General features: G+C 69.1%; 14 protein-coding genes. 7 read left to right on the top strand and 7 right to left on the bottom strand.

The features are described from left to right. Positions 1 to 14 precede the first annotated feature (14 nt). Positions 15 to 518 (bottom strand): hypothetical protein, encoded by a 504-nt coding sequence (locus AB5J62_RS37130; RefSeq protein WP_370944714.1) that lies wholly within the window; start codon positions 516 to 518, stop codon positions 15 to 17. 94 nt (positions 519 to 612) lie between these two features. Between AB5J62_RS37130 and AB5J62_RS37135 the strand changes: the two genes are divergently transcribed. From AB5J62_RS37135 to AB5J62_RS37145, 3 genes are all read left to right on the top strand, one after another. Beyond that, a complete protein-coding gene (locus tag AB5J62_RS37135) occupies positions 613 to 1275 on the top strand; it encodes a hypothetical protein (RefSeq protein ID WP_370944715.1) in 663 nt (220 codons plus the stop codon). A gap of 31 nt (positions 1276 to 1306) precedes the next feature. Continuing rightward, complete coding sequence (locus AB5J62_RS37140; RefSeq protein ID WP_370950439.1) at positions 1307 to 3220, top strand: propionyl-CoA synthetase; 1914 nt, start codon at positions 1307 to 1309, stop codon at positions 3218 to 3220. A gap of 100 nt (positions 3221 to 3320) precedes the next feature. Beyond that, a complete protein-coding gene (locus AB5J62_RS37145) occupies positions 3321 to 4907 on the top strand; it encodes a beta-N-acetylhexosaminidase (RefSeq protein ID WP_370944716.1) in 1587 nt (528 codons plus the stop codon). Between the two features lie 3 nt (positions 4908 to 4910). Here AB5J62_RS37145 and AB5J62_RS37150 read toward each other — a convergent pair whose 3' ends face one another. Genes AB5J62_RS37150 through adh form a run of 4 tightly spaced genes read right to left on the bottom strand, consistent with a single transcriptional unit; the run spans position 4911 to position 7955 of the window. Beyond that, the gene (locus AB5J62_RS37150; RefSeq protein WP_370944717.1) at positions 4911 to 5537 is read right to left on the bottom strand and encodes a TetR/AcrR family transcriptional regulator; all 627 of its coding nucleotides are present in this window, start codon (positions 5535 to 5537) and stop codon (positions 4911 to 4913) included. Then, positions 5527 to 6075, bottom strand: coding sequence for an MOSC domain-containing protein (locus AB5J62_RS37155; RefSeq protein ID WP_370944718.1), 549 nt, complete (start codon positions 6073 to 6075; stop codon positions 5527 to 5529). The genes AB5J62_RS37150 and AB5J62_RS37155 overlap by 11 nt, the downstream gene beginning before the upstream one ends. Positions 6076 to 6108: 33 nt before the next feature. Further along, positions 6109 to 6456 (bottom strand): DUF779 domain-containing protein, encoded by a 348-nt coding sequence (locus AB5J62_RS37160; protein ID WP_370950440.1) that lies wholly within the window; start codon positions 6454 to 6456, stop codon positions 6109 to 6111. After that, the gene (adh, locus tag AB5J62_RS37165; RefSeq protein WP_370944719.1) at positions 6453 to 7955 is read right to left on the bottom strand and encodes an aldehyde dehydrogenase; all 1503 of its coding nucleotides are present in this window, start codon (positions 7953 to 7955) and stop codon (positions 6453 to 6455) included. The genes AB5J62_RS37160 and adh overlap by 4 nt, the downstream gene beginning before the upstream one ends. A gap of 106 nt (positions 7956 to 8061) precedes the next feature. On the opposite strand from adh, the gene AB5J62_RS37170 reads away from it, so the two are divergent. Then, positions 8062 to 9528, top strand: a complete 1467-nt coding sequence (locus tag AB5J62_RS37170; protein WP_370944720.1) for a GAF domain-containing protein — start codon at positions 8062 to 8064, stop codon at positions 9526 to 9528. Here AB5J62_RS37170 and AB5J62_RS37175 read toward each other — a convergent pair. Further along, positions 9503 to 10423, bottom strand: a complete 921-nt coding sequence (locus AB5J62_RS37175) for a hypothetical protein (RefSeq protein WP_370944721.1) — start codon at positions 10421 to 10423, stop codon at positions 9503 to 9505. The genes AB5J62_RS37170 and AB5J62_RS37175 overlap by 26 nt on opposite strands. Beyond that, the gene (locus AB5J62_RS37180; RefSeq protein WP_370944722.1) at positions 10420 to 10761 is read right to left on the bottom strand and encodes a PadR family transcriptional regulator; all 342 of its coding nucleotides are present in this window, start codon (positions 10759 to 10761) and stop codon (positions 10420 to 10422) included. The genes AB5J62_RS37175 and AB5J62_RS37180 overlap by 4 nt, the downstream gene beginning before the upstream one ends. 105 nt (positions 10762 to 10866) lie before the next feature. On the opposite strand from AB5J62_RS37180, the gene AB5J62_RS37185 reads away from it, so the two are divergent. The 3 genes from AB5J62_RS37185 to AB5J62_RS37195 all read left to right on the top strand — a co-directional run bounded on the left by AB5J62_RS37185 (position 10867) and on the right by AB5J62_RS37195 (position 13147). Further along, positions 10867 to 11664, top strand: a complete 798-nt coding sequence (locus tag AB5J62_RS37185; RefSeq protein ID WP_370944723.1) for an SGNH/GDSL hydrolase family protein — start codon at positions 10867 to 10869, stop codon at positions 11662 to 11664. Continuing rightward, on the top strand, positions 11643 to 12188 hold the full coding sequence (locus tag AB5J62_RS37190) for a TetR/AcrR family transcriptional regulator (RefSeq protein WP_370944724.1): 546 nt from the start codon (positions 11643 to 11645) through the stop codon (positions 12186 to 12188). Before AB5J62_RS37185 ends, AB5J62_RS37190 begins: the two co-directional genes overlap by 22 nt. A gap of 137 nt (positions 12189 to 12325) precedes the next feature. After that, positions 12326 to 13147 (top strand): SGNH/GDSL hydrolase family protein, encoded by an 822-nt coding sequence (locus tag AB5J62_RS37195; protein ID WP_370944725.1) that lies wholly within the window; start codon positions 12326 to 12328, stop codon positions 13145 to 13147. The last annotated feature ends 58 nt before the right edge of the window (positions 13148 to 13205 follow it).

Here is a 13205-nt window from a genome sequence, read left to right on the forward strand (position 1 = left end):
GGCCGGAGCGCGACCTAGATACCGTGCCGCCAGACCACCTGGCGCACGCGTTCGGCGTCGAGCCGCCAGCGCTGCCGCCGGTGCAGGAGCACGATCGCGGCGAGCGCGGCGCTGCTCAGCACAGCGGCCACGGCGACCAGCCAGACACTGCCCGCCAGCGCCGCGAACACGACCGCCGCGAGACCCGCGGCCACGGCGAAACCGCCGAGCGTGGCGGCCAGATTCCGGCCGCGCCACACCCAGTCCTCGCCTGCCTTGACCTCTTCCCGCAACGCGCGCGCGGTGGCCAGCGCGGACTCGTCCCCGCCACCCAGCGTGATGATCCGGTCGGCGGCGTAGGCGCAGAATTCGCGCTGCCTGGCGCTGGTCATCACCAGCACCTGGTCGCGTGTGACGCTGCGCACTTCGGCGGTCAGCTCGCCCAACCTGGCCACGACCTTGGCGCGCACGGCCTCGTCCGCCGGGTTCGCCGCCAGCTCGGCTTCCAGCGCCCGCGCCTGCCCCATCGGGTCGCTCATCGCCATCCTCCCGAACGTGGTCATCCGCCCCGGCGAACCATGCTACTGTCTGTGCCCACTCGACCACCTCATCGTGTCAGGGAAGGGTCGCGCGATGCCAGCGAGCAATGCCCGTCTCGCGCTCGTCGTCGCCGCCGCGAACCTGACCGCCTGCGCGCTGGTCGGCACGGCCCTCCTGGTCACCACCGGCACCGGAGACACGCCCGCCGCGCAGTCACCACCGCCCGGCTCACTGACCACGGCGACCGGCCTCCCGACCGTCGCGCCGTCCTCACCTTCGCCGTCGCCTTCGCCGAGTCCGTCGGCCACGCCGTCCACCTTGCCCGACAATTTCCAGCCGGTCGCGGGGCCGGCGGGGTTCCACACGGCGATCCCGGCGGGCTGGACCACCAGCCCGGTGCGCGACTCTCCGGGCGCCACCCAGGCGACCGACCCCGCGAAACCGACCAGGTTCGTCCGCTACGGCGGCGCCTCGGCGACCGGCGAGATCCTCAAGTCCCATGTGGACTACGAGAAGGCGACGTCGAAACGGCTCGCCGGGTTCGCCCGCTCCCAGCTGCGCGAGATGACGCTGCACGGCAACGAGGCCATCACCTGGGATTTCGAATGGACCGCGCCGGAGGGGCTGCGCCACGTCCGTTCGATCTATTGGCGCAAGTCGGGCATCGAATACTTCTGCTACGCCTCGTCGCTCGCGAGCGAATGGCACGAGATGGACTCGATCCTCACCACGATGACGGACAACGCGAAACCCTGACCCGACCCTTCGACGGCGAATCAGGTCCATGATGGGTGGCGTCGTCGAGGACAAGGAGATCGCTGCCATGGGCGACTACGCCGAAGCGCACCGACGGAGCTTGGAAGACCCGGAGGGCTTCTGGCTGGAAGCCGCCGAAGCGATCGACTGGTCACGCAAACCGACGCGCGCGCTCGACGACAGCGACGCGCCGCTGTATCGCTGGTTCCCCGACGGGGAGCTGAACACCTCGGTCAACGCGCTGGACCGGCACGTCCAAGCGGGCCGCGGCGAGCGGACCGCGCTGATCTGGGACTCGCCGGTCACCGGCCAGACCCGCCGGTTCACCTACGCCGAGCTGCTCTACGAGGTCACCAGGTTCGCGGGCGCGCTCGCCTCGCTGCACGTCGACAAGGGCGAGCGGGTGATCATCTACATGCCGATGGTGCCCGAGGCCGTGATCGCGATGCTCGCCTGCGCGCGCCTCGGCGCGGTGCACTCGGTGGTCTTCGGCGGCTTCGCGCCCAAGGAGCTGGCGGCGCGCGTCGACGACGCGAAGCCGAGGGTGATCGTGGCCGCGTCCTGCGGGATCGAGCCGGCGCGGACCGTCGAGTACAAGCCGATCATCGACGAGGCGCTGGCGATGGCCGAGCACCAGCCGGACCGCGTGGTCATCCTCCAGCGTGACCGGCTCAAGGCCGAGCTCGGCGAACGGGACGTCGACTGGAACGAGCTCATCGAGCACGCGCCGCCGGCGCAGGCGGTGCCGGTCGCCGCGACCGACCCGCTCTACATCCTCTACACCTCGGGCACCACGGGTAAGCCGAAAGGCGTCGTCCGTGACACCGGCGGGCACGCGGTCGCGCTCGCCTGGTCGATGGCGGCGATCTACGACATCCAGCCCGGCGACGTCTGGTGGACGGCTTCCGACGTCGGCTGGGTCGTCGGGCACTCGTACATCGTCTACGCGCCGCTGCTGGTGGGGGCCACGTCCGTGCTCTACGAGGGCAAGCCCGTCGGCACCCCGGACGCGGGCGCGTTCTGGCGGGTCATCGCCGACCACGGGGTCAAGGCGCTGTTCACCGCGCCGACCGCGCTGCGGGCGATCAAGAAGGTCGACCCCGAGGCCAAGGAGATGGCGAACCACGACCTGTCGCGGTTCCAGACCCTGTTCATGGCCGGTGAGCGGCTCGACCCGGAGACCTATCACTGGGCGGGCGAGCACCTCGGCACCCCGGTGATCGACCACTGGTGGCAGACCGAGACGGGCTGGCCGATCGCGGCGAACCCGCGCGGGCTGGAGCCGATGCCGGTCAAGCCGGGTTCGGCGACCAAGCCGGTGCCGGGCTGGGACGTCCGGATCCTGGATCAGGCGGGCGAAACCGTGCCAGCGGGCCGAGAGGGCGCGATCGCGATCAAACTTCCGCTGCCGCCCGGATCGCTTCCGACACTCTGGGGCGACGACGAACGGTACAAAGAGGCCTACCTGTCCCGTTACGACGGTTATTACCTAACCGGAGACTCCGGCTACCTCGACGAGGACGGCTACCTGTTCGTCATGGGCCGGACCGACGACGTGATCAACGTGGCAGGCCACCGGCTGTCGACCGGCTCGATGGAGGCCGTGCTCGCCTCGCATCCCGCCGTCGCCGAATGTGCGGTGATCGGCGTCAAGGACCAGCTCAAGGGGCAATTGCCGCGCGGTCTCGTGGTGCTCAAGTCCGGTGTGGACGTCACCGAAGCCGAGCTGAAGGCCGAGCTGGTCGCACTGGTCCGGCGGGACATCGGCCCGGTCGCCGCGTTCAGGGACGTGTCCATTGTGGAGGCGCTGCCGAAGACCCGTTCCGGCAAGATCTTACGAAAAACCATGCGTGGCATCGCGGACGGACGCGACGAAGCCGTCCCGTCGACCATCGAGGACGCCTCGGTGCTGGAGGCGCTGAAGGTCGTGCTGCGCGGAAAATAGGGGTCGACTGGTCCGTACCACCCACCGATCGGCCGTTGTGCTCCGCGCCACATTGGTCTATACCTCTGGGGACGTCTCGAATCCCTACCGGAGGTGTTCCGTGAGGAAGCGCGTGTCCAGAGCCCTGCTGGGTTCGGCCATCCTGAGTCTCGCGACTCTCGGCCTGCCCGTGGTGGCGACCGCGGGCCCGACCACTCAGACCGCGGGCTCCGAACGCGCAGTCACCGACATCATCCCGGCGCCCGTCGAGGCGAAAGCCGACGCCAGGGCCAACTTCTGGCTCTCGCCGGCCACCGTGATCAAGGCCGACCACGGCGCCACGCAGGTCGCCGACTACCTGCGTGACCGGCTCAAGCCCGCCACCGGCTACCCGCTGCCCGTGCTCTCGCACAGCTTCGGGCTGCCCGCGATCTCGCTCGAACTCGGCCACGCCGACGCCCGCGTCGGCAAGGAGGGCTACACCCTCAAGGTTGCCAAGAACGGTGTAACCCTGAAGGCCAACACCGCCGACGGCCTGTTCCTCGGCGTGCAGTCGCTGCGGCAGCTGCTCCCGTCCGCGATCGACGCGAAGACCGTCCAGCACCGGCTGTGGACGGTCGCGGGCGGCAGCGTCCTCGACTACCCGCGATTCGGCTACCGCGGCGCGATGCTCGACGTGGCCCGGCACTTCTTCAACCCGGACCAGGTCAAGACCTACATCGACCAGATCGCCCAGTACAAGATCAACACGCTGCACCTGCACCTGTCCGACGACCAGGGCTGGCGCATCGAGATCAAGAGCTGGCCCCGGCTGACGAGCTTCGGCGGCCAGACCGCGGTCGGCGGCGGCAAGGGCGGGTTCTACACCCAGGAGCAGTACAAGGACCTGGTGAAGTACGCGGCCTCGCGGCACATCACGGTGATCCCGGAGATCGACATGCCGGGCCACACCAACGCGGCGCAGTCCTCGTACGCCGAGCTCAACTGCGACAAGAAGGCCGTGCCGGTCCGCACGGACACCGAGGTCGGGTACAGCTCGCTGTGCATCAACGACCCGCTGACCTACAAGTTCGTCGACGACGTCTTCCGCGAGCTCGCGGCGATCACGCCAGGCAAGTACATCCACATCGGCGGCGACGAGGCACACGCCACGAAGCCGGAGGACTACCTGACCTTCCAGAGCAAGGTGCAGCCGATCGCGGCCAAGTACGGCAAGTACATCAGCGGCTGGGACGAGATCGTCAAGGCCAAGCCCGGCGCCACGGCCATCCCGCAGTTCTGGGACACCGTGGACGACAAGCCCGAGGTCGCGGCCGCGGCGGCGCGCGGGAACAAGATCCTGTTCTCGCCTGCCAACAAGGCGTACCTCGACATGAAGTACACCGACTCCAGCCCGCTGGGCCAGGACTGGGCAGGCCTCGTCGAGGTGAAGGACGCCTACGACTGGGATCCGGCGACGTACCTGAAGGGCGTCACGGAAAGCCAGGTCGCCGGCATCGAAGCGCCGCTGTGGTCCGAAACGCTGGTCACGAACGACGACCTCGAGTACATGGCGTTCCCGAGGCTGCCGGGCCACGCGGAGATCGGCTGGTCGCCCAAGGCGACGCACAACTGGGACACCTACCGGCTCCGGCTGGCGAAGCAGGCTCCGCGGTGGGGCGTGCAGGGGATCGACTTCTACCGTTCCCCGCAGGTGGGCTGGAAATAGGGACTAGGTTGCGGGCGGTGCGCTCATCGCCGCCGCCCGCAATCTGTTCGACATGCAGTCGCGGGCCAGCTCGTACGCCTCAGTTCCCCCGTTCATGACGGAATCGGCGTTCGCGGCCCGGCCGAGTGCATGAAGTTCGAAGGACAGCTGGGCCACCTCGACCCCCGACCCGAGGTGGCCCAGCTTTTTCGCTTCGGAGACCAGCTCGGTGATGAGGCCGGCGAAGTCGCGGCCCACCTTCGCGATGGCATCGTGCACCCGGCCTGACCGCGCGTCGAACTCGGCGGCGGTGTTGAAGAAGAAGCAGCCGCCGGGGAAGACCCGCTCCTCCGAGTACGCCAGCCAGTTCGTGCACAGCGCGTCGAGCCGGGGCAGGCCCGGCGGCACGGTCATGGCAGGCGTGATGACGTGCTCGGTGAGGATCGCGCTCGCCGCGCTGATCGCGGCGAGCTGCAGTTCCTCTTTCGAGCCGAAGCGCGCGTGGACCCCGCTCTTGCTGAGTTCGAGTTCCGTCGCGAGCCTGCCGAGCGACAGTCCGTCCAAACCTTCGACCGACGCGATGTCGACCGCGCGCTCCAGGACCGCCGCGCGCGTCGCGTCGCCACGCGCGACCCGGCCGTCAACGGGCATAGCGCGCCCCGTTGAGCTCCGCGATCGTCGGCTCGATCGGATCGGTCTCGACCAGCGTGAGCTCACCGTCGGTCGGCACCTCACCCGGCCGCAGCACGCGCAGGTACCAGCCGCTGCGGCCGTTGCGGATCATCTCCGCGATGATCTGCTTGCGCCCGGTCTTCATGGCGAGCTTGAAGCACGGCGAGCGCGGCTTGGTCACCTGGACGAGCGCGTCGCCCCAGGCCCAGACGTCGCCGACGCGCACGGTCCGCTCGTCGATCCCCGTGACCGAGACGTTCTCGCCGAGATCGCCGGGTACCGCGGCGAGCCCGTCTTCGGACCACTGCTCGTAGTGCTCGGCCGGGTAGACGTAGACCGCCATGTCCGGCCCGCCGTGCACGCGCCGGTCGGCCTGGTCGTCACCGTCGAGATTGATCTCGCCGAGCTTGACGCGCTCGGCTTCGACCCTGGCCTTGGCGATCGCGCTGTACACCGGCTCGTCCCGCACCGTCCCCAGCACGCTGGGCTTGCCCACGAAGACACCATTCACCCGCATGCCTTCGAAAATAGCACGACCGTTCGTACACTTTCACGTGTCGAGCAGCCGCGACCGGATCAGGAACCGCACGCCCTCCGGCGCTTCGAGCGAGAATCCGCTCCCCCGTCCCGGCACCACGTCGATGGTGAGATGGGTGTGCTTCCAGTACTCGTACTGCGCACCCGACATCCACACCGGCACGGCGTCGATGCCCGTCACCCGCAGATCGCCGAGATGCACGTCGGACTCGCCGATGCGGAACTCGCCCCGCGGGTAGCACATCGGCGCGCTGCCGTCGCAGCATCCGCCGGACTGGTGGAACATGACCGGCCCGTGCGTCCCGACGAGCTGCCGCAGCAACGCGGCCGCGGCGCCCGTCAGGTCCACGCGGTCCATCAGAAGAACCCGAGCGCCTGGTCGGAGTACGAGACCAGCATGTTCTTCGTCTGCTGGTAGTGGTCCAGCATCATCTTGTGGTTCTCGCGGCCGATGCCGGACGCCTTGTAGCCGCCGAACGCCGCGTGCGCCGGGTACGCGTGGTAGTTGTTCACCCAGACCCGGCCCGCCTGGATGTCGCGGCCCGCGCGGTACGCCGTGTTCCCGTCACGCGACCAGACGCCGGCGCCGAGCCCGTACAGCGTGTCGTTGGCGATCTTCATGGCGTCGTCGTAGTCGTCGAACCGCGCGACCGACACGACCGGGCCGAAGATCTCCTCCTGGAAGATCCGCATCTTGTTGTGGCCCTCGAACACGGTCGGCTCGACGTAGTAGCCGCCGGACAGCTCGCCGCCGAGGTCGCTGCGCGCACCGCCGGTCAGCACCTTCGCGCCTTCCTGCTTGCCGATGTCGATGTACGACAGGATCTTCTCGAGCTGGTCGTTGGAGGCCTGCGCGCCGATCTGGGTCTCGGTGTCGAGCGGGTGCCCCTGCTTGATCTTGCGGACGCGCTCGACCGCGTCGCCCAGGAACCGGTCGTAGATGCCGGACTGGATCAGCGCGCGCGACGGGCAGGTGCAGACCTCGCCCTGGTTCAGCGCGAAGAGCGCGAAACCTTCCTGCGCCTTGTCGTAGAAGGCGTCGTTGGCCGCGGCGACGTCGTCGAAGAAGATGTTCGGGCTCTTGCCACCGAGCTCGACGGTCACCGGGATGATGTTCTCGCTGGCGTACTGCAGGATCAGCCGTCCCGTGGTGGTCTCGCCGGTGAACGCGACCTTCTTCACGCGCGAGCTCGACGCGAGCGGCTTGCCCGCTTCGACACCGAACCCGTTGACCACGTTGAGCACGCCGGGCGGGATCAGGTCGCCGATGAGCGAGATCAGCACATGGATCGACGCCGGTGTCTGCTCGGCGGGCTTGAGCACGATCGCGTTGCCCGCCGCGAGCGCGGGCGCGAGCTTCCAGACGGCCATGAGCAGCGGGAAGTTCCACGGGATGATCTGGCCGACCACGCCGAGCGGCTCGTGGAAGTGGTACGCGACGGTGTTGTCGTCGATCTGCGAGATCCCGCCTTCCTGAGCGCGCAGCGCGCCGGCGAAGTAGCGGAAGTGGTCGATCGCCAGCGGGATGTCGGCGGCGAGCGTCTCGCGCACCGGCTTGCCGTTCTCCCAGCTTTCGGCGATCGCGAGCTTTTCGAGGTTCTGCTCCATCCGGTCGGCGATCTTGAGCAGCACGCCCGCTCGGGCTTCGACCGAGGTCCGGCCCCACGCGGGCGCGGCGCCCTCGGCCGCGTCGAGCGCGCGGTCGATGTCGGCGGAGGTGCCGCGCGCGATCTCGGTGAAGGTCTGGCCGGTGACCGGGGTCGGGTTCTCGAAGTACTGGCCACCGGCGGGCGCGACGTACTCACCGCCGATGTAGTGGTCGTAGCGGGCTTCGTACTTCGGGGGCTCGTACTGGACCATCGTTGCCTGCCTCATCACTCGGCGTACCGGACGACGGCGAAGGTAGGCGGGGCGACGTTGCACGCACGTTGCACCGGAGTGAGCGCGGTCACGTAGCCTCGAACACGTGGCAGAGCAGCCCGAATCCGACTTGCTGCGCGACCCGGAGTCCTACGCGCGGCTGCTGCGCCATGTCCACGAAGCCGTGCTTTCGGGCGTTCCCGCTCCCCGCTCCCCACGGTCGGTGATCTCGAAATCCTGGGACCGCTCGCTCGCCGCGCGCGTCGACCCCGACGCGATGCGCCCGCCGCTGGTCTACGGCGCGGCGGAGCTGCACGCCGTGCGCGAGGCACATCCGCTGGCGCCGGTGCTGCCGCTGCTGCGGCAGACCTTGGTGAGCATCGCGGACGACGCCGAGCACATGATGATCATCACCGACGTCGACGGCCTCATCCTGTGGCGCGAGGGCGCGAACGCCGTGCTGCACCGCGCCGAGAACGTCTCGCTCACCGAGGGCACGCGCTGGAGCGAGGACGCGATCGGCACCAACGCCATGGGCACGTCGCTGGCCACCGGCGAGCCGGTGCAGATCTACTCGGCGGAGCATCTCGTGCGCGCGTATCACGCGTGGACCTGCGCGGCGGCACCCGTTCGCGACCCGGAAACGGGACTGCTGCTGGGTTCCATCGACGTCAGCGGCCCGTTGCGCACGGTCCATCCGGCCATGCTCGCGCTCGTCACGGCCGCCGCGCAGCTCGCCGAAGGGCAGCTGCGTGCCCACCTCGCGGTGCGCGAGGAACGTTTGCGCCGCGCGAACATGCGCCATCTCGAAGCACTTCGCGGCGAGGCGGGGGCATTGCTTTCGGCGACCGGGCGCGTGCTGGCCAGCGAATCCTGCGGCGACCTTCCGTCCACAGTGGACATCAGGCGGCACGGAGGGACGATCACGCTGCCGGACGGCAGGCTCGGCGCGGTCGAGCCGCTCGACGAGGGTTTCCTGCTCAGGCTGCGCACTCGTGCGCCACGCCGCCTGCCGAAGCTGGCGCTGGAACTGCTGACCGACGGCACGCCGTCCATCACCGTCGACGGCCGCGAGATCCCGTTCACCTTGCGGCACGCGGAAATCCTGGCCTTGCTCGCGCTGCATCCCGCCGGACTCAGCGCGGAACGGCTCGCGTTGCTGCTCTACGGCGACGCGGGCAACCCGGTGACCGTGCGCGCCGAGATCCACCGGCTGCGCACGCAGCTCGGTGACGTGGTGCGGACCCGGCCGTATCGGCTGGCCGCCGACGTCGACGCCGATTTCCTGCGCGCCAGGACGGCTTTGTGTCAAGGGACCGACGCGACCGGCGCGTTCCGCGGGCCGTTGCTCCCCGATTCCGAAGCGCCCGCCGTCCTGGAGGAGCGAGAGTCGCTGACGGCGTCGGTCCGGCGCGTGGCACTCACCGGCCGGAATCCCGAATCGCTGTGGTCGTTCTGGGAAACCTCATGCGGCGTCGACGACCTGGAGATCGTAGACGCCTTGTGCCGGCTGCTACCCGAGGGCGATCCGCGGCGCGCGGTCGTCCTCACGCATCGAGCGCGTCTGCGGTGACCTCGCGTTCGCGGCTGCCCAGCACGAGCAGCGGCAGCAACGTCGCCAGCGCGATCGCCAGCTCGGCCGCCCCGACCAGCAGATAACTCGAGTTCGGTCCGAAGAACGCGAGCACGTCGGCCAGCGACAGCGCCCGGAGCACCACCAACGTCCAGCCGACCACGACCAGCGCGAGCGTGGTCGACAGCAACCGCGCGGCGGGGACGGCCAGGTGCCCGATCGTCGCGCAGAACCAGACCAGCGAGTAGATCGTGATCGCGTCCCAGACGCCCGCTTCGAGCCTGATCCAGCCGAACGCGGGCAGCAGTTCGAGCACGACCCCCGCGATCAGCGCCAGCAGCCACGGCCGCTGCGGCGTCGGCGGAGCCTCACGGTGGAACGCGGCCAGCCCGAGCGCCAACCCCGCGTTGATCAGTACCTGGCTCCAGCCGCCGAACAGGAACGCGGGCTCGCCGGCGAAGAACTGCCCGGTCGACACGACTGCCTCGTAGACCGAGTACCCGAAGCCGATGAGGGCCAGTCCCCGCCCGATCCAGACCTGGCCGAAGAGCACCGCGAAGAACGCGCCGAGCCACGGCGCGGCGGTCCAGTTCGTCACCATGCCCGAGGCGTTGACGAGCAAACCTATGAGCACGACCGTTCGTACAGCCGCGCCCCACGCGACCGACCGGGCGGGCGCCGAACCCCCGCCGAGCCGCAGCCGCAGCGACAGCGCGGCGACGCTCATGACCTCGCCGAAGCTCGGACGGCCATGCTCCTCGACGAACTCCGGATCCTCCTGACCGGCCAGCTCGGTCGCGAGATAGGTGGCGACCATGTCTTCGGCCCACTTCTCCCAATACCAGAGCGGCAGCACGCGCAGCAGGTACCGATAGCGATCTTCGAGCGTCCTCATGCCGTTCCCCCCTGAGCACGCCAAGCGCCGAGCCGGAGTTCCGCCGCGCGCGCGTTCGCCGACTGACGGGCCGCCTCGGCCGCGACGGCCTGCCTGCCGGAATCGGTGATCCGGTAGTACCGCCGCAGCCGCCCCTGCTCGACCTCCTCGCGGTCGAGCTCGACCTGACCCTCCCCGGTCAGCCGGTCGAGCGCGCCGTACAAGGTCCCCACCTTGAGCCGGACCCGGCCCTCGGACAGCTCGTCGACCTCCCCGACGATGCCGTAGCCATGCCGCGGCTCGCCGACGAGCGCCGTGAGGATGAAGAACGCCTGTTCCGTCATCGTCCGTCCTGCCATGCCAGCCAATATATCGGAAGCCGATATATCTTGCCAAGCCGAGTAGACACTGTCTACCCAAGTTTGATAAACAGTGTCCCCCAGGTGAACGGAAAGAGAACAGCAATGGGCTACCGCAGGTTCGTCGCGCTCGGCGACAGCTGTACTGAAGGACTCGACGACCACCATCCCGAGAACGGGCTCTTCCGTGGCTGGGCGGACTTCGTGGCAGGCAGGATGTCGCTGCTCGAACCGGACTTCCGGTACGCCAACCTGGGCGTCCGCGGCAGACGGCTCGACCAGATCACCGCGGAGCAGATGCCGACCGCGGCCGAGCTGAAGCCGGACCTGATCGCCCTGTTCGGCGGCGGCAACGACGTCATGTCCTCCGGCTGGGACGCCAGGACCGTCGCGCGCCGCGTCGACGCGGCCATCAGCCAGGCGACCTCGATCGCACCGGACGTCGTCGTCTTCACCTTGAGCGACATCGCCGAGCGGATGCCGTTCGGCCGCCGCATGCGCCCGCGCATCGAAGCGCTGAACGACGCGATCCGCGAGGCCGCCGTCAGCTACGGCGCCCGGCTCGTCGACCTGTGGCCGGACGAGGCCGTCAGCGACTCGCGCTATTTCGGCCCTGACCGGCTGCACCTGTCCGAACTCGGTCACTTGCGCCTCGCCGCGCATCTGCTCGCAAAGCTCGGCCTGCCCTACGAGCAGTCGTGGCTCGACCCGCTGCCCGGCACGCCGTCACGGCCGACCTGGCGCGAGGACGTCCACTGGTTTCGCCACCAGGTGCTGCCCGTGGCGATCACCCGGACCCGCAACCGCATGATCGGCCGCTCGCCTGGCGACGGTTTCCTCCCCAAGCGCCCGCAGCTGCTCCCCGTCGAAGGGACACCCGCGTGGATACCCGGGAACGCCTGATCTCGAGCGCGACGACCCTCCTCACCGAGGAAGGGGTCGACGCGGTCACCCTGCGCGGCATCGCCAAGGCCACCGGCGTCTCCCACGGCGCCCCGCTGCGACACTTCGCCGGGCGCGCGCAACTGCTTTCGGCCGTCGCGTCGAACGGCTACGAAGCGCTGCGGCACCGGTTCGACGATCTGCTGCCCGGACCGCCACGCGAACGACTGCTGTCGGCGTGCCGGAGTTACGTCGAGTTCTCGCGCGACACCCCGTCGATGTTCGCGCTGATGTTCCGTCACGACCTGCTCGACCACGAAGACCCCGTGCTCGCCAGGCTGACGACGGAGACGTTCGACAGCTTCAGCGAGCTCGTGGCCGCCGCCCAGCACGAGGGCTGGCGCGTCGACACCGATGTCAAAGCGCTCACCGCGGCACTGTGGTCGGCGCTCTACGGTGTCGCTGAGCTGGGACTTTGGGGCGGAACCGGCAGCGCGAGCCTGATCGAGACCCTCGAGACCACATTGGAAGCCTTCTTCGGCTGAGTTCAGGAGAAGCGGTCGCTGAGACCCAGCTCACTCTGAACATAGGGGTGCCACAGGGGTGCTGTGCTCTGGAGCACAGTGTCCCAACCCTGATATACGTATGTATTACACAAGTGGCACAGTGGAAAGAGGTCACAATGAGCTACCACCGATTCGTTGCGCTGGGCGACTCCTGCACCGAGGGCTTGGACGACCCGCACCCCTTCAACGGGCAGTACCGCGGCTGGGCCGACTTCGTCGCCGGGCGTCTCGCGCTGGACGAGGCCGACTTCCGGTACGCGAACCTGGGGGTACGCGGACGCCGCCTCGACCACATGCTGTTCGAACAGATCCCCGTCGCGGAGTCGATGCGCCCTGACGTGATCTGCCTCTTCGGCGGCGCGAACGACGTGATGGCCGGCATCTACGACGAACGCACCGTCGCCCGCCGCGTCGACGCCGTCTACCGCGCGGCCACCTCGATCTGCCAGGAGGTCGTCGTCTTCACGCTGCCCGACGTGGCCGCCCGGATGCCGCTGGGCAAGCGCATGCGCCCGCGCATCGAGGCATTGAACGACGCCATCCGCGAGTCCGCGGTCAGCTACGGCGCGCTGCTCGTCGACCTCTGGCCGGACACCTCCGTCAGCGACTCCCGCTACTTCGGCGCAGACCGGCTGCACCTGTCCGAGCCCGGTCACCGCAGGCTCGCCGCCTACACGCTGACCAAGCTCGGCATCTCGTTCCCGTCGTCCTGGCTGACCGAGTTCGACGGCGTCGCACCGCAGCCGACCTTCGGCGAGAACGCGAGCTGGGTGTGCAAGCGCGTGCTGCCGCTGGCCGCCCGCCGCGTGAAGAACCGCCTCACCGGCAGCGAGCCCGGCGACGGCATCAGCCCGCGCCGCCCGGAACTGCGCCCGGTCCTGCCTTCGGAGACGGCGGTCCCGTTCCACTCGTTCCGCCCGGAACTGTTCGCGGCATGAACCACCCCGCGCGAACGCCTCTTTCGGCACCCTGACGGTTCCGGAAGAGGCGTTCAAC

Source organism: Amycolatopsis sp. cg5, from assembly GCF_041346955.1.
Taxonomy (GTDB): Bacteria; Actinomycetota; Actinomycetes; order Mycobacteriales; family Pseudonocardiaceae; genus Amycolatopsis.